The organism is Lysobacter sp. CA199, from assembly GCF_052078715.1.
Lineage (GTDB): Bacteria > Pseudomonadota > Gammaproteobacteria > Xanthomonadales > Xanthomonadaceae > Lysobacter.
Map to the genome: position 1 here is coordinate 425,476 of NZ_JBQJIL010000005.1, position 20,860 is coordinate 446,335.

The 20,860-nt window shown below is 67.4% G+C and carries 5 protein-coding genes; all 5 read left to right on the plus strand.

The features are described 5' to 3' along the window. Nucleotides 1-79: 79 nt before the first annotated feature. The 5 genes from ACTOWJ_RS11405 to fabD all read left to right on the plus strand — a co-directional run bounded on the left by ACTOWJ_RS11405 (nucleotide 80) and on the right by fabD (nucleotide 20,825). Nucleotides 80-16,288: an SDR family NAD(P)-dependent oxidoreductase gene (locus ACTOWJ_RS11405; protein WP_441334745.1), complete on the plus strand. Its 16,209-nt coding sequence runs from the start codon at nucleotides 80-82 to the stop codon at nucleotides 16,286-16,288. A gap of 1 nt (nucleotide 16,289) precedes the next feature. Next, entirely contained in the window at nucleotides 16,290-17,276 is a 987-nt protein-coding gene (locus ACTOWJ_RS11410) for an NAD-dependent epimerase/dehydratase family protein (RefSeq protein WP_441334727.1), read from the plus strand. A 63-nt stretch (nucleotides 17,277-17,339) separates the two neighbouring features. Continuing rightward, entirely contained in the window at nucleotides 17,340-18,584 is a 1,245-nt protein-coding gene (locus ACTOWJ_RS11415; protein WP_441334728.1) for an aminotransferase class I/II-fold pyridoxal phosphate-dependent enzyme, read from the plus strand. Nucleotides 18,585-18,675: 91 nt separating this feature from the next. Beyond that, nucleotides 18,676-18,933 carry an acyl carrier protein gene (locus tag ACTOWJ_RS11420; protein WP_441334729.1) on the plus strand — a complete coding sequence of 86 codons (258 nt, stop codon included), beginning with the start codon at nucleotides 18,676-18,678 and terminating at the stop codon, nucleotides 18,931-18,933. 20 nt (nucleotides 18,934-18,953) lie between these two features. After that, the gene (fabD, locus tag ACTOWJ_RS11425) at nucleotides 18,954-20,825 is read left to right on the plus strand and encodes an ACP S-malonyltransferase (protein WP_441334730.1); all 1,872 of its coding nucleotides are present in this window, start codon (nucleotides 18,954-18,956) and stop codon (nucleotides 20,823-20,825) included. Nucleotides 20,826-20,860 lie beyond the last annotated feature (35 nt).

Here is a 20,860-nt window from a genome sequence, read left to right on the forward strand (position 1 = left end):
CTCTTTGGGGGAGTGATGGCAGTCGCGATCGCGATGCAAATGAATGCTCGGAAACAATATGGATACCGCGATTGTTGGAATGGCGTTTCGCTTTCCAGGGGCAACCGACGGCGAAACGTTTTGGGGAAATCTGGTCGATCGCAAATCTAGTGTGACCGAGATCCCAGCGCAGCGTTGGGACTGGCGCCAGGTATGGGGCGATCCGAAGCAAAGCGTCAATAAAACCGATAGCAAATGGGGCGGATTCATCGACGCGGCGGACGCGTTCGACCACGAGTTCTTCGGTTTTCTGCCCAAGGTGGTGCAGGCCATGGATCCGCAGCAGCGGATCATGCTCGAGCTCGCCTGGAACTGCATGGAAGATGCCGGTGTCGCGCCGTCCAGCGTGCGCGGCCGCAAGATCGCGGTCGTGGTGGGCGTGTTCAACCACGACTACAAGGAATTGCAGGAACGCGGCCAGATCTCGATCGAAGCGCACCATTCCACCGGCACCGCGACGGCGGTGATCACCAATCGCGTCTCGCACTACTTCGATCTGCGCGGGCCGAGCGTGCCGATCGACACGGCGTGTTCGAGTTCGCTCAACGCCATCCATAACGCCATCCAGGCCTTGCAGTACGACGGCTGCGAGATGGCGCTCGCCGGCGGCATCAATCTGATGCTCACGCCGACGCGTCACATCTCGTTTTCGAAGATGGGCATGCTGTCGCCCAGCGGCACCTGCAAGACCTTCGACGATACCGCCGATGGTTACGTGCGTGGCGAAGGCGCGGCGTTCTTGCTGCTCAAACCCTTGGAGCACGCGATCGCCGATGGCGATGCCATCCATGGCGTGATCAAGGGTTCCGCGGTCAATCACTGCGGCAGCACCTACACCTTGACCTACCCCAGTCCGCAGGCGCAGGCCGAGGTCATCGTCGAGGCGCACGAGCGCGCGGGCGTCGGCGTGGATACCTTGAGCTTTGTCGAACTGCACGGCACCGGCACGCCGAAGGGCGACCCGATCGAATTCGAAGGTCTGGTGCGGGCCTTCGGTACGCTGGCGCACAAGCAGGGCATCGATCTGCCGTCCGCGTTCTGCGGCCTGAGTTCGGTGAAGACCAACATCGGCCATCTCGAAGCAGCCGCGGGCGTCGCCGGCGTGATCAAGGTGCTGCTGGCGATGCGGCACCGTCGCTTGCCGGCGTTCCAGAACTTCACCCGGCTCAACGCTCGCATCGCCATCGAGGGCACGCCGTTCTACGTGCTCGACGACAGCCGTCCCTGGCTGCCGCCTTCGCCGGGCGCGCCGCTGCGCGCGGGCGTGAGTTCGTTCGGATTCGGCGGTACCAATGCCCACCTGATTCTGGAAGAGGCGCCGGCGTCGCCGATCGCCAAGAGCAACCGCCGCGGCCGCGTCGATGAGCCGGTGATGATCGCCTTGTCGGCCAAGACCGCGCCTGCCTTGCGACGCCGCATCGCGGCGCTGCGCGACTGGTTGCAGGGCGATGCCGGACAGACGCGGCTGATCGATCTAAGCCGTACCTTATTGACAGGTCGCGACGCGCTCGCCTGTCGGTTCGCTTGCGTGGTCGACGGCCCGGATGCGTTGCTCGACGCGCTGAATCAGGCGATGGACACGGATGCCCAGGCTCAGACCGCCGCGCCGGAGAGCGCGGACGGTGACGCGCTGCAGACGTTGCTGTCGAAGTGGCCCAAGCTCAAGAAACAAGCGCGCATCGATGCGCTGCAGACCTTCGCGGACGCCTTCCGCGGGGGCGCGACGCCGATGTCGTCGTCGTGGGCGCCGCTGTTCGCGGGCGCCTCGGTGCGTCCTGTGCGGCTGCCCGGTTATCCCTTCGCGGGCGCGACGTTCTGGACGCCGGCGCCGATCGCAGCGGCTTTGCGCAACGATGCGCAGGCCCAAATCGGTCTGCACCCGCTGTTGCACAAGAATGTTTCCGTCCTCGGCCAACAGCGCTTCCGCTCGACATTCGACGGTCGCGAATTCTTTCTCGCCGACCATGTCGTCGACGGTCGCCCGATCCTGCCCGGCGTGGCGTATCTGGAGATGGCGCGCGCCGCCGCGCGACTTGCGCTGGCCGACGCCGCCGATGCGGATGCCGTGTCCACAGTCAGCGTGCACGACGTGGTCTGGCAGCGCCCGCTCGAAGTGGCGGACGCTGCGGTGTCGGTCGAACTGGAGCTGGATTCTTTCGGCGACGGCGCGGCGCAGAACGCCGGCCCGGCCCGGCTGCGCTTTCGCGTCGTCGACGCGGAAGCGCAGGAGTCCGCGCAGTTCTACTGCCGCGGCCGCCTGGACGTCGATCCGGACGCCGGCGAAACCCTGCTGGATGTCGGCGCGATCGGCGCCGACTGCACGGCCGGCCTGGTCGATGCCGCGGCCTGCTACGCCGGGCTGGCCGGCCTGCAATTGCAGTACGGACCGGCTCACCGATCGATCGCCGATGTACGTCTCGGCGCCGGTCAGTGTCTGGCGCGGATCGTGTTGCCCGCGCAACTCTCGGCCGATCGCGCGGCGTTCGTCGTGCATCCGAGCACGGCCGACGCGGCGCTGCAGACCGCGGTCGTGCTCGCGTCCGGCATCGATGCGACGGACGAACCGCGCGAGCAGGCGCCGTGCCTGCCGTTCTCCCTGGATCGTCTGGATATTCTCGATGCGGGCACACCGGTCGAGTCGTCCGGCTCGGAAAAGACCGAGCTGTTCGCCTGGGCGCGGTTCGCGCCCGCATCGTCGGGCAGCGACCGCATTCCGAAGCTCGACATCGATCTGATCGAATGCGCGCCCGGCCAGTCCGTCGGCCGCGTGCGCCTGGCGTTCCGCGGATTGAGCTTGCGTCCGCGCATGGCGCAGGCTTCGGTGGCGCAGGTTCCGGCGACGCAGGTTCCGGCGGCATCGGCGGTGCATCGCGCGCCCGAATCGATCGCCGGCGACCTGTACGCGCCGCTGTGGGCGCAAGCCGCGATACCGAGCGCGGTGCAGGCTCCCGCAACCGTGGTGCTGGTCGGTGATGGGGACGATCTCGATAGTCTTCACGCCGCGCTCGTGGGAACCTCGCCATTCGCCGGCACGCATTTCGTACGCCTGCCGATCCTCGCCGCGGACGCCGAGCTCGCGCCGGCAGAGCAGGGCAATTGCCTGCGCGCCGGTTCGCTCGCCGATGCCGAAGCCGTGGTCGCGGCCTGGAAAGCACGCGGCGCGCAACCGGAACACTTCGTCTGGATCGCGCCGCGGCGCGCTGGCGAGCTGTCCGTGCAGACGCGCATCGACGCCGGTGCGCGTACCGTATTCGCGCTGGTCAAGGCGATGCTGCGCGGCCCCAAGCGCGCGCGCCTGGTGCATCTGGTCGAACCCGACATCGCCGGCACCGCGGAACTCGACGGGCTCGGCGCCACCGACATCATTGCGCTGGGCGGGTTCTACAAGACGCTGTCGATCGAGAAGCCGAGCTTCAGCGGACGAGTCGTGCAATGCCCCGCCGATCCTGCGGGCCTGGCCGGCATCGTCGCCGACGAGCTGTGCGCGATCGACAAAGCCACCGACGTGCGCTATCGCGAAGGCCGGCGCGAAACGCGGATGTTCGCGCCGATCCATTCCAGCGCCTTGCCGTCGGCGCCTCACGCGGCCGGTGCGGGTTTCCGCGAAGGCGGCGCGTATCTCATCACCGGCGGCCTGGGCGCGTTGGGCCTGATCGTGGCCCGCCATCTGTGCGAGCGCTATCGGGCCACGGTCTATCTGACCGGTCGCAAGGCGCCGTCCGGGGCGCAGCGTCCGGTGCTCGACGAGTTGGCCGCTCTCGGCGGCCGCGCGGTGTATTTCGCTTGCGACATCACCGATCGCGAAGAGGTTCGGCGTGTCCTGGCGGAGATCCGCGCGGATCTGCGCACGCGCGATCAAGCCTTGAACGGCGTGCTGCACTCGGCTGGCGTCATCGAAGACGACTTCCTGCTGCGCAAGCCCGCGGACGCGTTCTCGCGCGTGATCGCGCCGAAGGCGCAGGGCACTTGGTGTCTGGATCAGGAGACGCAGCACGATCCTGTGGACCTGTTCGTGCTGTTCTCGTCGGTCACCGGCGTGCTCGGCAATGTCGGACAAAGCGACTACGCCTTCGGCAACGCCTTCGAGGACGAGTTCTCGGCCATGCGCGAGGGCTTGGTCGCGCTCGGCGCGCGCAGCGGCAAGTCGGTCTCGATCAACTGGCCGTACTGGCAAGACGGCGGCATGCGCCTCAACGAGAAGGAAGAACAGGCGCTGCGGCGCAGTTTCGGCATTGTGCCGCTGGCGACCCGGCGCGGCATCGAAGTGTTGGAATACGCGATCGCTCAAGCGCAGCCGCAACTGGTGGTGATGCCGGCCGGCGACACCGACAAGGTACGCGAAGTGCTCGGCGTGATCGCCGGCGATCACGCGTCTTCGGTCGCCGCGACCGCCGTGGCCGCATCGAGCGTCGACGGCGAGCGTGGCGATCGCGATCCTTCGACCTGGCGTGCGCCCGTGTCGGGTTTCCTGGCGAATCTGTTCGCCTCGCAGCTCGGCATTTCCGCCGACTTCGATCCCGACCGCTCGTTCAAGGACTACGGTTTCGATTCGGTGGTGATGATCGATCTGATCGCCGAACTGGAAAAGGCTTTCGGCACGCTGCCTAAAACGCTGTTCTTCGAATATCAGACGCTGGCCGAAATCAGCGGTTATTTCATCGAGCACCACCCTGATCGCTGCCGCGCGATCGCCCGTCCCGAGGAAGCGTCGGCGGTCATCGTCGCTGCGCCTACACCTACACCTACACCCACGCCCACGCCGTCGCCGCGCGCCGCGAGCGAGCCGGCACGCGCCGTCGCGTATGCGGTGTCCACGCCCGGAAGCGTCCGGATCGGTGAACCCGGCCCGGCGCCGCATCAGGGCGACATCGCGATCATCGGCCTGGCCGGCCGATATCCGCAGGCCGAAACGCTGGAAGCGTTCTGGGAGAACCTGCGCCTGGGCCGCGATTGCGTCGAGGAAATTCCCGCCGACCGGCCGGACATCGCGGCCAAGTTCCGCTTCCAGGCCGGCGACGCGACGCGCGCCAACAGTTACAGCCGTTGGGGCGGCTTCCTGCGCGATGTCGACCGCTTCGACCCGCTGTTCTTCAACATCTCGCCCAAGGAAGCGGAGAACATCGATCCCAACGAGCGGCTGTTCCTGGAGATCGCTTCGCAGGCGATCGAGGATGCCGGTTATACGCCCGACACGCTGGCCGCGGCGCGCGGTTATCGCGATAACCCGGTCGGCGTGTACGCCGGCCTGATGTGGGGCGATTACCAGTTGCACGGCGTGGATCGTCCGCGCGACAGCTGGGTCGTGCCGCACAGCTTCTATTGGGCGGTCGCCAATCGGGTGTCGTATCAGTTCAATTTCTCCGGCCCGAGCCTGACCGTCGACACGGCCTGCTCGTCGTCGTTGACCGCGATCCATCTCGCCTGCCAGGCGATCCGCCAGGGCGAGATCGACGTGGCCATCGCCGGCGCGGTCAATCTGTCGCTGCATCCGAACAAGTACAACCTGCTGTCGGACATGCATTTCCTGTCCTCCGACGGCCGTTGCCGCGCCTTCGGCGAAGGCGGCGACGGCTATGTGCCCGGCGAAGGCGTCGGCGCCGTGGTGTTGAAGCCGCTGGCCAAGGCGCGCCAGGACGGCGACCACATTTACGCCGTCATCCGCGGCTCGTCGATCAATCACGGTGGCAAGGCCTCCGGTTTCACCGTGCCCAATCCCAAGCGCCAGGCGGCGCTGGTGCGCGAAGCGCTGGATGCGGCGGGCGTCGATGCGCGCCACATCAGCTATGTCGAAGCGCATGGCACCGGCACCAGTCTGGGCGATCCGATCGAGGTCGCCGGCCTGACCAAGGCCTTCGCCCAGGCCGAAAGCCAGTACTGCGCGATCGGCTCGGCCAAATCCAACCTCGGCCACCTCGAAGCGGCCGCGGGCATCGCCGGCCTCACCAAGGTGCTGCTGCAGATGCGGCACCGCAGCCTGGTGCCGTCGATCCACTCCGACACGCCCAACCCCTACATCGACTTCGCCCGCAGCCCGTTCCGGGTGCAGCGCACCTTGCAGCCTTGGCCGCGGCCGGTGATCGAACACAACGGATCGCGCACCGAATTGCCGCGACTGGCGGGCATCAGTTCCTTCGGTGCCGGCGGCAGCAACGGCCATCTGATCGTCGAGGAGTACGTCGAGGAGGTTCGCGGCGACGCGCAGGTCGAAGCGCCGGTGCTGATCGTGCTGTCGGCGCGCCGCGAAACCGCACTGCGCGAAATGGCCTCACGGCTCGCGCACCGTCTGCAGGCCGATCCCGATATCGGTCTGCAGGATGCGGCGTACACCTTGCAGGTCGGTCGCATCGCCATGGAGTTCCGTCTCGCGTTGGTGGCGGCCTCGCGGCGCGAGCTGCTCGACGCGCTGCGGACGTATGCCGAACACGGCGCCCTGAGCGCGCAAGCCTGGTCGGGTCATCGCGATGCCGCAAAACGCGAACCCGCGGTAGCGGCGCGCTTGGCGGCGGCGGCGGCGCGGATGCCGGAATGGCTCGCCGCGCGCGATCTGGCCGCATTGGCGCAGGCCTGGGTAGACGGCGGAACGGTCGACTGGCCCGCACTGCACGCGCAGGCCGGCCGGCGGCGGGTACCGCTGCCGGGCTATGCCTTCCAACGCCAGCGATATTGGGTCGACACGGCCGACGTCGGCGCGGGCCGCGATGCGGCGATCGCCGTGCTTCATCCGCTGATCGACGCCAACGTATCGACCCTGGATGAGCAGGCATTTCTCAAGACCTTCCGTCCCGACGAGTTCTACCTGCGCGATCATCGCCTGGGCGAGAACCGGATCCTGCCGGGCGTGGTCTATCTCGAACTCGCCCTGCAGGCCGCGCGCCTGGCCGCGCCCGGGCGCGCGGTGACGGCGCTCGAGGACGTGCACTGGTACAAGCCGGTCATCGTGAACGATGCGCCGCAGACAGTGCGGGTCGCGCTGTTGCCCGAGCGTGGCGCCGTCGCCTTCGAGGTGTGCGCCGACGACGATGCACAACGGCCTTATGCCCAGGGTGCGATCGTGCTCGGCGACGCGGGCGCTAGCGTCGCGTCCGTCGGCGGGGACGCCGCGGACCGGGATCTGGCGTCGATCGCCAAGCGCACGGTCGCGCTGGACGGCGCGCAGGTGGAGGCCGCGTTCTCGGCGATGGGCTTCGCCTTCGGCGAAAGTTTCCAGGTCTTCGAGAGTCTGCGCTACAACGCCGACGAAGCGCTGGGCGTGCTGCGGCTGCCGCGGATCGCCGGCGTAGACGTCGCGGATTTCGTCTTGCATCCGGCGTTGCTCGACGGCGCCATCCGCGTCAGCCTCGGCGTGGGCGGGTTCGGCGCGCGCGCCGACGCAATCCGGGTTCCGGTGCGGCTGGGTCGGATCGAAATCGTCGCGACGCCGGGCGAGCGCGTCTGGGTGCACGCCCGCAAAACCGCGGTCGTACGCGGCGAAACCACGCCGGAGCAGTCGCACTTCGATCTGACCTTGTGCGATGCGCAGGGCCGGGTGCTGGTGCGGATCGAACAGCTGACCATTCACGCCGCGCCGCAGCTGTCGATGCTCGCGCGTCCGCGCGCCGCGGCCAAGCCGAGCGCCGCCAAGGCGCCGGCGATCGCGGTGCAGTCGGCGGTGCCGGCTCCGATCGAGTCTGATGCGCTCGCGGCGATCGCGACCGCCAGTCTGGTGGAACTGCTCGCCGGCGCGACGAAGTTGGCGCCGTCGCAGATCGATCCGCATGCGGCGCTGGAAAACTACGGCATCGATTCGGTCATGATCGCCGCCCTGAATCGCGAGCTGGAAGTCCGTTTCGGCGAAATACCCAAGACGCTGTTCTTCGAATACCAGGAGCTGTCCGGCATCGCCGGCTATCTCGCGGAGAATCACGCCGACGTCCTGCGCGAGATAGCGCCCGCCGCGCGCGCGCCCGCCGTCGTCGCGCCGTCGCGCGCGGCGGAACCGGCAACGCCGGCGGCCGATCCGTCGCATGGTGCACCCGGCGCACCCGGCGCGACCGAGGCGCCGCTGCAGGCGGTGCAGAGGTTCCTGCGCGAGGCCTTGGGCGAGACGGTCGGCCTGAGCGCGAGCGAGATCGATCCGAACGCGGCGCTGGAGAACTACGGCATCGACTCGGTGATGATCGTCAAGCTGACCGGACGGCTGGAAGCGACGTTCGGCGCGGTCTCCAAGACCTTGTTCTTCGAGTACCAGGACATCGCCGGGCTGGCCGAGCATCTGACGGAGAGCTTCCCGGATGCGGCGCAGAATCTGGCCGGGACCGATCGCGCATCCGCGCCGGCGGTGACGCTGGCCGCAGAGCAGGCGGCGCCGACCGCTGCCGACGCCTCCGATCCGAGCGTGATCGAACACCTGTTCCAGTGCTTGCGCCAGGTCCTCGGCGCTGCCGCGGCGCGCTGCCGCATCGACACGCCGATCGCGGAGTGGCCGTTTGACGCGGTCAACGTCGCGCCGGTGTTGCATGCGCTGGCGCGGGATTTGGACGGCGTGGACGCCTTCGCGCCATACCGCCATGCGACGCTGGCCGAATGGGCGGGCGAGTTGCGCTGGCGAGCGGGACGCTCACAGGGAGCGCCTACGCAAACCTTCGCGCCTGCGGGCACTGCCGACGCCGTGCCCGCGCGCCTGCGCGAGACCGCGTCGCGCGGATTCCGGCGTCTGCGCGGTGGCGCGGATCGGTCCGAACCCGAAGACATCGCCATCATCGGCCTGAGCGGCCGATATCCCGGCGCGAACGATCTGCATGCCTTCTGGCAGAACCTCTCGGCCGGCCGCGACAGCGTCGGCGAGATTCCCTTGTCGCGATGGGACCATGGCCGCTTCTTCCGCCCCGACCGGACGGTCAAGGGCGCGGTCTACAGCAAATGGGGCGGCTTCATCGACGGCGTGGACCAGTTCGATGCGCGCTTCTTCAACATTTCCACGCGCGAGGCCGAACTGATCGACCCGCAGGAGCGGTTGTTCCTGCAAACCGCGTGGGAGTGCATCGAGGACGCCTGCCAAACCCGGCAGTCGCTCAAGGGCCAGTCGGTCGGCGTCTTCGTCGGCGTGATGTGGGGCTATTACGCGCAGATCGACGTCACCGACGAACAATTGAAGTCGGGACGGCCGAATCCGCCGTTCTCCTCGATCGCCAACCGCGTGTCGTACTTCATGAACTTCAACGGCCCCAGCATGGCCGTCGACACGATGTGCTCGTCGTCGCTGACCGCCATCCATCTGTCCTGCCAGGCGATCCGCAACGGCGACTGCGACATGGCGATCGCCGGCGGCGTCAATCTGATCGTGCATCCGAACAAGTACCAGAAACTGTCCGCCGCGCAGTTCCTGTCCAGCGACGGCCGCTGCCGCGCCTTCGGCGCGAACGGCGACGGCTATGTGCCGGGCGAGGGCGTCGGCGCGGTGCTGCTCAAGCGGCTGAGCCAGGCGATCGAGGACGGCGACCACGTCTACGGCGTGATCAAGGCCACCAGCCTCAATCATGGCGGAAAGACTAACGGCTACACGGTGCCGAACCAGGTCGCCCAGACCAATGCGATCGGCAAAGCGCTCAAGCAGACCGGTTGGGACCCGCGCAGCATCGACTACATCGAAGCCCATGGCACCGGCACGTCGCTGGGCGATCCCATCGAAATCGCCGGCCTGACCCGCGCGTTCGACGCGGCGTCGCCGGCGGTCCGCGGTGCGATGGCGGACCGAGACAAGTGCCGCATCGGCTCGGTCAAATCCAACATAGGACACCTGGAGTCGGCGGCGGCCATCGCCGGGCTGACCAAGATCCTGCTGCAGTTCCGATACGACGCCATCGCTCCGTCGCTGCACGCCTCGCCGCTCAATCCGAACATCGACTTCGCCCAGGTTCCGTTCCGGGTGGTCCAGCAGCGCGAGGCCTGGCGCGCGACCGATGCGCGGACGCCGCGCCGCGCCGGCTTGAGTTCCTTCGGTGCGGGCGGCGCCAACGCGCATTGCCTGATCGAGGATCATCCGCGGCCGCAGTCCACCGCGCCCGACGGGCGGCCTGTGTTGTTCGTGCTTTCGGCCGACAGCGAAGAGCGCCTGATGCGCTATGTCGAGCGCATGATCGCGTTCCTGGAACGCGGCGGCGATCCGGACGTCGGCCTGGACCTGCGGTCGCTGGCCTATTCGTCTCAAGTGGGTCGCGAAGCGATGGACGAACGCCTCGCGGTCGTCGCCACCAGCATCGACGACGTGCTGGCCGCGCTTCGAGCCTGCCGCGCGGGCACATCCGGCAACGGCCTGCTGCGCGGTTCGCCGCGGCGACAAGGCGAGAAGCTCGATGCGATCGTCGACCAGGGCGAGCGCGATGCGCTGATCCGCACCTTGATCGGCGGCGGTCGCCTGCCGCAGCTGGCCCGCGCCTGGGTGTCGATGCTGGATATCGATTGGGCGCGTCATGTCGATGCGCTGTATCCGGCAAGCCTCGGGACCGCGCGGCCGCACCGCGTTCCGTTCCCCACCATGCCTTTCGTCACGCAGCGCTATTGGGTCGACGAGAAGCGCGCCGATGCGGTGGACAACGCCCCGCATCCGCTGATCGACCGAAATGCGTCCACCCTCGCCACACAGATATACAGCAAGCGTTTCGACGGCCAGGAGTTCTACCTGCGCGACCACATCGTGCACACCGATCGCGATCGCAAGATCCTGCCCGGGGTGGCCTATCTGGAGATGGCGCGCGCGGCCGGCGAACTGGCCGCGGGCGAGGGTTGGCGCGTTTCGCGCATCCGCAATTTCGTCTGGCGGCAGCCGTTCGAGATCGCCGGCGCGCCGGACGGCCTGACGATCCGCATGCACAGCGACGACGCCAGCCTGCAGTTCGAGATCCTTTGCGACTCCGACGCCGCGGTGTGCGTGGACGGCGAATTGGTGTTCCAGCAATCCGAAGACGGTGTGGCCGACGAATGGCTCGATATCCAGGCCATCATCGCGCGCGGCACACGGCTCGAACGCGGACCCGAAGAGATCTACGCCGGATTCCGGCGCATGGGTTTCCATTTCGGCCCGTCTTTCCAGGTCACCCAGGCCCGCTATCGTCTGGCCGAAGGGGCGCTGTGCGAGCTGCGACTGCCCGAGCATCTGCGCTCCGGCCTGGGCCAGTACGGCCTGCATCCGTCGTTGCTGGACGCCGCGCTGCGCGCGGGGCTCGCGGTCGAGGTGGCCGGCAACGGCGATCCGCTCGTGCCGATCGTGCCGTTCGCCCTGGATGAGCTGGAGCTGCATCACCCGCTCACCGAAACCTGTTACGCGCACGTCGTGCGCAGTCGCGACGCGCTCGCGCCGGCGACGGCGGACGGATTGGTCGCGACCACCGATGCGACCGCGTACAAGTACGACATCGTAGTGACCGACGCGGACGGACGCGTGCTGGCGAGGCTGCATGGCTTCAGCGGCCGGGCGCTCGTGCGTCAACCCGTCAACACGCGGACCTTGCAATTCTTCGACGACGAATGGCTGCCCGCACCGCGGCCGGAGGCGACGGTCGCGAGTCGCGCACCGCGCACGGTGCTGGTGGTGGCCGACGATCCCGAGCGCGCGCAAGCGGTGATTCGGGCCCTGCCCGAAGGCGATCGCGGCGTCGCGGTCGCGTTCGCGGACGCCGCGGATGGATCGGGTCCGGATCGGTTCGATCCGTTCAGCGCCGCGAGCGCTTCGGCGTTGTTCGATTCGCTGCGCGAACGCAAACTGCTGCCCGAACACATCGTCGTGTGGAACAGCGCATCGACCGCGGCGTTGACGGCCGATGCGGCCGACGCGCAGGCGTTGCACCGGGGTTTGCAGGCAGTGCGGCAGTTGTTCGTGGCGTCCGAACGGGCGAATCCGGGCGCCGCGGTGCGGCTGCTGTACGCCCATCGCGACGACGGCGATCCGCAGCCGCAACACGAGGCCATCATCGGCTACGCGCGATCGCTGTTGATGGTCAACCACCGGTTCGAACTTTCGACCCTGCGCGACGACCGCGACGATGCCGACGCATACGCGCGGCGCATCGTCGAGGAGTTCGAAACCGACGGCGGCTTCGGCGCCCACGAGATCGCCTGGCGCGACGGGCAACGGCATCGCCGGGCCTTGCGCGCCATGCCGATGACCGCAGCCGAGGCGCCCGCCGCGCTTGCGTTGCGCGAGTCGGGGGCGTACCTGATCACCGGCGGCGCGGGCAAGCTCGGCCTGGCGGTGGCGCGCTGGCTGGCGACGCAGTGCCGGGCGCGTGTGCTGCTGGCCGGCCGTTCGCCGGAATTGTCGTCGAGCGCTCGCGAAGCGATCGAGGCGCTGCGCGCGCTCGGAGCGCAAGTCGAATACCGCAGCGCCGATACCGCCGACGCGGCCGCCGTGGCGGCACTGGTGGCGGTGGCCGAACGCGAGTTCGGTGGGCTGAACGGCGTGTTCCATTGCGCGGGTGCCGCCAGCGATCGCTCGATCCTGGAGTTGGACGACGCCGACTTCGCCGAGCTGCTTGCGCCCAAGGTCGACGGCCTGATCGTGCTGGATCGCGCGACCGCGGCGCTGCCGCTGGACGTCTTCGTCGCGTTCTCGTCGGTTTCCGCGCTGATCGGCGATCTGGGATCGGGCGCGTACGCGGCCGGCAACCGTTTCATGGACGGCTACGTGCTGTGGCGCGAGGCGCAGCGCGCACGCGGCCTGCGCCATGGCCGCAGCCTGGCCATCGGCTGGCCGCTCTGGGCGACCGGTGGGATGGAGATCACCGGAGGCGACTCGGTGGTGTTCGGGTTCTCCGGCATGCAGGCGCTGACCGAAGCCGAAGGGCTGCAGATCCTGGACACGCTGCTGCTGCGCCGGGCGCAAGGCCACGTGCTGGTCACCGTGGGCGATCCGCAGCGGATCGCCAGAACGCTGCGATTGCCCGAGCCCGCGGCCGCGCCGGTCGTGACGACGGACAGGCCCGTCGCCGCGGAACGCAGCGGCACGGCGCGTCTGGTCGACAGCGCGGCGGCCGCGCGTTCGACCGCGGTCGAGACGCGTCCGGCCGTGCGCGCGGAACCGTCGAAGGCGAACGCATCGACAGCCGGCGACGACGAACTGCGCACGCGGGTCGAGCAATTCGTCAAGGAACGCATGGCGGCGGTCACCAAGACCCAGGCGTCGGCGATCGGCTCGCGCACCAGCTTCGAGCAGTGCGGCATGGACTCGGTGCTGATGCTCGAACTGCATACCGCCCTGAGCGCGGACTTCGCCGACTTGCCGAAAACGGCGCTGTTCGAATACGACAGCGCGGCGCAACTGGCGCACTATCTGAGCGTCCGCTATCCGGACGCGGTACGGCGGCGTTTCTCCATGGACGATGCCGACACCGCCGTTGCGCCGCGTGAGCGGCCCGCACCGGCCCCGGCCGCGCCGCCGCCGGTTCACGACAAAGCGCCGGTGCTGTTGCCGTCCAAGCGCTTGCCGACGGGACGTGCGCCGACCGTCGCGGCGGAGGCAATCGCGATCATCGGCATCGCCGGGGAATTCCCGTCCTCGCCCGACCTGGATCAGTTCTGGCGCAACCTGCGCGAAGGCCGCGACTGCCTGACGCGCATTCCGGCGGCGCGGGGCTTCGCGTCTTCGCTCAACGAGTATCGCTCGCGCTCGGGCCAATCGATCGTCGACGTCGGCGGCTTCATCTCCGAAGTGGATCTGTTCGATCCCAAGCTGTTCCGGATGTCGCAGTCGGAGGCCGACAAGGCCGATCCGCAATTGCGCGTGTTGCTGCGGACCGCGTGGCGCGCGGTCGAGGATGCCGCGTATACGCCGCAGGCGCTGGCGACGTCGAGGGTCGGCGTCTTCGTTGGCGCGATGAACGAGGATTTCAGCCGGATCGCTGCCGATATGCAGAACGGCAGCGCCGAGTACCTCGGCCCGGGCTCGGTCAGCAGCGAGCTGTCGAACCGGCTGTCGTTCGTCATGAATTTCCACGGTCCCAGCCTCACCGTCGCGACCGCGTGCTCAGCTTCGCTGACCGCGCTGCACCTGGCGCGGCAATCGATCCTGGCCGGCGACTGCGATGTCGCGCTGGTCGGCGGAGTGAACCTCTCCCTGCACCAGAGCAAGTACCAGTTGCTGCACGACATGAAGGTGCTGTCGCCCGACGGAAAGGAGCGCACGTTCGACGATGCCGCCAACGGGCTGGTGCCCAGCGAGGGCGTCGGCGTGGTGGTGCTCAAGTCGCTCAGTCGCGCGGTCGCCGACGGCGACCACGTCCATGGCGTGATCCGCGGTTCGCGCATCGGACACTTCGGCACCGGACCGGGACAGTTCATGCCGAATCTGCAGGTGATGGAAGACACCGCCGCGGACTGTATTCGCGAAGCGGGCCTGGTCGCCGACGACATCACCTGCATCGAGGCGCACGGCACCGGAACCGAGCTCGGCGATCCGATCGAACTCAAGGCGCTCGACAACGCATTGCGCCGCACCTCCACCGCGGTCGGCCATTGCGCGATCGGCAGCAAGGCCGCGATCGGGCACATGGAAGCGGCGTCCGGGCTCGGCTCGATCATCAAGGTGCTGTTGAGCATGCGCCATGGCGAACTCGCGCCCTGCGCGAAGCTGCGGCGGATCAACGGTAATTTCGATCACGCGCGTTCGGCGTTCCGTTTCCCGGATACGGCGGTGGCCTGGCCGCGCAACGCCAGGGGAACGCGCATCGCGGGCATCAACTCGTTCGGAATGGGCGGTTCCAATGCCTTCGTGGTCGTGGAATCGCATGAGCCGGCGTCCGTCGAAACGCCCGGCACGCCGGGTTCGACGGTGTTCGTGCTGTCGGCGCGCAGCCCGGAAGGACTGGCGGCCTACCGGGCGTCGGTCGCCGCGTTCATGCGCGAACGGGTCGCTGAAGGATTAACGCTCGCGGCATTCGCCGATCTCGCCTACGCCTCTCAGATCGGCCGCGTCGCCTACCGCCATCGCCTCGCGGTGGTCGCAGCGGATGCGCTGGCGCTGATCGCGGCGCTGGAACATGCGCAAGACGCGGGCGGCCGCAGCGGGATGTTCGCGGGCGATGTCGAAGCCCATGGTTCGCTGGACGTGCTGCGCTTGCTCGAAGGCGATGCCGGCGACGGATTCGTCGACACGCTGCTGCGCGCTCGCGACCTCGACAAGCTGGCCGAACTGTGGGTGCGCGGTGCGGCGATCGAGTGGCCCGCGATCCATCACGGGCAGTTGCGGCGGCGCGCATCGTTCCCGGGAACGCCGTTCGAACTGGTGCGCTGCGATCTTCGCCACCTCGTCGCTTCGCAAGGCGCGAACTCGTCTTCGCGGGTATTGGCTGACATGCCGATCGACGACGGCGCGCACGTCCACGAGGTGGAAGCGGTCGCCGACGGGGCGGAGGAACCGACGGAGTGGCGTCGTTTGTCGGACGTGGTAACCGCCGACATCGAGAACGCATCCGATTGGAGCGACGCCGACGAGCCCTACGAGGAATGGGTGCGCCGTTACTGGGTCGAACACCTGGGCGACGCGGTCGATACGGTCGTCGCGCTGGGGGACAGCATGTCGCTCGAATTCGGGGCTCCGGGCCACGACGAGCGCGGCGCCGTGCACGCGGCGTCCGAGCTGATCGATCCCGCGCTGGTGCAACTGCTGCAAGCGTTCGGATCGCGCCACGGCATCGCCCTGGAGACCCTGATCGCCGCGGCCTGGGCCGTGCTGCTCAATCGTTACAGCAACGCGCGCTATTCCCAGTTCGGATTGTTCGGCGCGGTCCACGCCGCCGAACCGGAACTGTTGCCGGTGCGCGTGCGGACCGTCGGCCGGCAGAAGATGCTCGAATGGCTGTCCGAACTGCAGGCGACCTTGCTGCGCAAGCATCGCCATGCGTCGACGACGATCGAGCGGATCGGCGAATGGGTGGGGCGCGAACAGTTGTTCGATTGCGTCGTCTCGTTCGGATGTCCGGTTGGAGCGAGCGAGCGACGGCTGGCCTCGGAAGCGGATTCCTCGGGCGTGCGGCCACGCATGGAACTGGCGGCGGCGGTCGACGCGGATTCGCTCGAACTGAGCTTGATCTATCGCGCGGTCGAGCCCGATCACGCCGGCGCGGCGATGCTGCTCGAACAGATCAAGGTGCTTCTGGAGGGGATCGTCTCGAACCCCGACCGAATGCCTTCGGCGCTGGGCATGCGCACGAAGGCCGAGAGCCGGGAACGGTTCTGGAAAACCATGGAAGCCAAAACCCCCACTACGGAAGGTTCGTGACATGCACGTATTCGTCACCGGCGGCAACGGCTTCGTCGGCCTCAACATCGTTTCCGCGCTGGTGTCCGCAGGGCATAGGGTCACCGCCATCGCGCGGCCGGGTTCGAACATCAAGTACCTCGAACCGCTCGGCGCGCAGATCGTCCGCGGCGGCCTGGACGACGTGGACGCCCTGGCCGACGCCATGCGCGGCGCGCAGGCGGTGATCCATACCGCCGGCAACACCAGCTGCAAATGGAGCGATTTGCCGGCGTTGGAAGCGGCGAACGTGCACGGCACGCGCAACGTCGTCGACGCCGCGCTGCGCAACGGTGTGCGCCGGCTGGTCTACACCAGCACCACCTCCACCGTCGGCGCCTTCGACGACGAGTCGCGCGTCGCCGATGAGAGCGTGCCGCTCGCCGGCTATCGCGCGCGCAGCCCTTACGCGGCGACCAAGCAGCAGGCCGAACGCATCGTGTTCCAGGCCAATACGCGCGGGCTGGAGACGATCGTGCTCAACCCGGCCGAAGTGGTCGGCGCCTACGACCACAACATGCAATGGGGGCGATTGCTGATCGCCGCGCATTACGACCAACTCCCGTTCAGTCCGCCGGGCGGGGCGACTTATTGCTCCGCGGCCGATGTGGGGCGCGCTCACGTCAGCGCTTTGTCCCTTGGAACACCCGGAGAGCGTTATCTGCTAGGCGGGGAGAACATTCGCATCGCACGTTTCCTGAACGTGATCGGCGAGGTTCTGGAAAAGCCGCTGCGCATTCCGAAAACCAATTACCGCTGGCTGCGGCTGAAGACTGCCCTGCAGGAGCGCCGCTTTCCGTTCGTACCCGGTCAGCCGGCGGTCGAGGCCTATCGGATGCGGGTGATGGGATGCACTTATTACTTCGATTCGGGCAAGGCCGAGCGCGAGCTCGGCTACCGCTCCGCGCCGATCGAAGCGATGGTTCGCGACAGCGCGGACTGGTACCGGCGCAACGGATTTTTCGGCTAGGGCTCTGCCTGGACGATGGTCAGGAAGCGGTAGGGACACTTTTCAAGCACGAAGGGATTGGACATGGACTCAAGAGCTTTGATCGAACTCGAACGCAAGCCCTTCAAGGAGCGGCTCGCGCACCAGTACGAAACCTACGTCAAAGAGTTGGAAGCCGGTTATATGGTCGGCCGCCAGGGCTTCGGCCCGGTCGATCGCCGCATGAAGTACAAGGAACTCAACAGCGAAGTCTTCAACGAAGTGCTGGTGTTCGGTTCCAACAGCTATCTGGGTCTGTCGAACGATCCCTATGTGAAGCGCAAGGTGATCGAAGCGGTCGAGCTGTACGGCATCGGCAGCGGTGGTTCGCCGGCATTCTCCGGTTACACCAAGCAGCATCGCGATCTGGAACTGCGTCTGGCCAAGCTGGCCGATCACGAGGACGCGGTGCTGCTGCCGGGCGGCTACATGGCCAATCTGTGCTGGGTCACCGGCCTGATGAACCGCAACGACATCATCGTGTACGACAAGAACAGCCACGCCAGCGTGATCAACGCGATCAAGATGGCCGGCGTTCCGTTCTATACCTTCGATCCGGACGAACTCGACGGCTTCGAGCGAATCCTCGATCGGATCAAGTCCAAGGCCAAGCCCGGCGTGCAGATCTTCTCGACGGTCGAGGGCGTGCGTTCGGTCGACGGCCTGATCATCGATCTGAAGAAATACATCGGTATCTGCAAGCGCCACGACGTGATCACGATCCTGGACGACGCCCACGGCCTGGGCACGGTGGGGCGGAGCGGGCGCGGCACCCTGGAGCATCTGGATCTGCTGGGCCAGGTCGACCTGCGCATGTCCACCTGCAGCAAGGCGATCGGCGCGCAGGGCGCGTTCGTGTCGGGTAGCAACGAACATATCTTCCTGCTGCGCAACTTCTCTTATCCGTATCTGTTCACCTCGGGTCTGGCGCAGCCGACGATCGCTGCGATCTCCGCCGCGCTGGACGTAATGGAGCGCGAGCCGCAGCGGATCGAAAACCTGCACGCCAACGTTCGCTATATCCAGGATCGCCTGGAAGCGGCCGGCATGCGCATCGCGCGCGGAGAATCCGGGATCGTGCCGGTGTTCTTCGGCGAGGACGGCGCGGTCAGGCGATTGAACAAGGAACTGTACCGTCGCGGCCTGTTCGCCAACATCATGGAATACCCAATGGTGCCGCCCGGAGCCGAACGCCTGCGGCTGTCGGTGATGGCCACGCATACGCGCGAAGAGATCGACGCCGCCGTCGATCTGATCGCCACGACCGCGCGCGAGATGGGCCTGCTCTGAATCCACCGCTTCGCGCGCTAACGCACGCGTCATCGAATTCCGGACGAGCGCCGTCTCGCGCCGGGATGCAACGTCAGCTGAGGAGAAACACATGAACGTGTACGAAGAAGTGTTGTCCGCCATCAACGAGATCAAGCGGACCGGGTTCACCGTCGAGTCGGTGGAGCCGGACTTCTATCTCGGAGGCGATCTGGGCGTGGACTCCAGGGAAATGCTGGAGATCTGGTACGAGCTAGAACAGCGCCTGAGCATCCGGGTGGCCGATTCGGACAAGCGCGACCGCTACACGCTGCAGGACGTCGTCGACGTGTTGCGCGCGCAGCTGGACCATCGCGCGCTCGTCGCCTGAGACGGACGAGGACGGCTTCGATGACGACGGTGTGGGTGTTTCCCGGGCAGGGATCGCAGCATAAAGGCATGGGCGGCGACCTGTTCGGGCGCTATCCGGAACTGGTCGCGCAGGCCGATGCGGTCCTGGGCTACTCCTTGCGCGAGCTGTGCCTCGACGATCCGAGCGGCGTGCTGAACCGGACCGAGTACACCCAGCCGGCGCTGTTCGCGGTGTCCGCATTGTCGTTCCTGAAAGCGCGCGATGAAGGTGCGCCGGTCGCGGAAGTTTTCGCCGGCCACAGCCTCGGTGAATTCGCCGCGCTGTTCGCGGCGGGGGCGTTCGACTTCGTTACCGGCATCGAACTGGTGGCCAAGCGAGGCGCGCTGATGGCGCATGCGCCGCGCGGCGCGATGGCGGCGATCATCGGCCCCGATCTGGCGCGCGTGCGCACGATCCTCGACCAGGCCGGCCTGGAAGGCGTCGACATCGCCAACATCAATTCCGACAGTCAGCACGTCATCTCCGGTCTGCACCAGGACATCGATCGTTGCGAGGGCGTCTTCGCGCAGGCCGGTGCGCGTTTCGTGCGATTGAACGTCAGCGCGGCCTTCCATTCGCGCTACATGCGCGAGGTGGAAACCGTGTACGCCGAGTTCGCCGCCCGACTGAGCGAAGCAGGACGCCTGCATCCGCTGCAGGCCGACGTCGTCTCCAACCGCACCGCGCGTCCGCATGCGCGCGACGCCTGGCTGCCGCGACTGATCGAGCAGATCAGCCATCCCGTGAACTGGTACGAGTCGATGTCCTGGCTGCTCGCGCAGGGCGAGGTCGCGTTGCGGGAGGTCGGACCCGGGGACGTGCTCGCGGGACTGTTCGTGAAGATCCGCAAGGCGCCGATGGCGCTGGACGCCGCCGCGCCGGTGGACGAGCCCGCGGCGATCGCGCCCGCGCGGATCGCGTCATCGAAGCCGCGCACCGTGTTCATGTACTCGGGCCAGGGCTCGCAGTACTACGGCATGGGCCGCGATCTGTATGCGAAGAACCCGGCCTTCCGCGACGCGATGGATGCCTGCAACGCCGTGTACCGCGAAATGACCGCGCGCGACATGATCGCCGAGCTGTACGACGAGGCGAACAAGTGGCGCGAAATGACCGACATCATGCTGTCGCATCCGGCGATCTTCAGTGTCGGCTACGGACTCACCGTCGCGATGGCCGAGGCCGGCATCCGTCCTCACGCCGTGCTGGGTTACAGCCTCGGCGAATACGCCGCGTCGGTCGCGGCTGGAGCGTTGTCGCGCGAGGATGCGATGCGCGTGGTGATACGCCAGGCCGGGCTGTTCAAGGCCGAGGCGTCGACCGGCGGCATGCTCACGGTCCTGGCGCCGGTCGAGCATTTCCAAAGCCAGCCGGACGTCTATCGCGACACCACGATCGGCAGCGTCAATTTCGACGGCAATTTCGTCATCGCCGGAACCCGGGCCGCCATCGACGAAGTCGCGCGCAAGCTCGACGCGGACGCCATCGTCTCGATGCGCTTGCCGGTGGAGTACCCGTTTCATTCTCCATTGCTCGCGCCGGTGGAACGGGCCTACCTGGGGTTGTTCGACGGCATCGCGATCTCGGCGCCGTCGATCGCGCAGTACTCGTCGGCGACCGGCGGGCGTCTGCAGCGGATCGATCCACCGCATTACTGGAACGTGACCCGCATGCCGATGGATTTCCGCGGCGCAATCGCGACCATCGCCGCCGAAGGACCGTGTCGCTTCGTCGATCTCGGCCCCACCGGCACGCTGTCGGGTTTCATCAAACACGGTTATGGCGATCGCCTCGAGCAGATCGCCACGATCAATCAGTTCGGACGCAACGCGGAAACCGTGGCGGGCGCGGTCGGCAAGCTCGCGGCTTGAGCCGACCCGGACCGCACGGCTCGCGTTGACGAAGA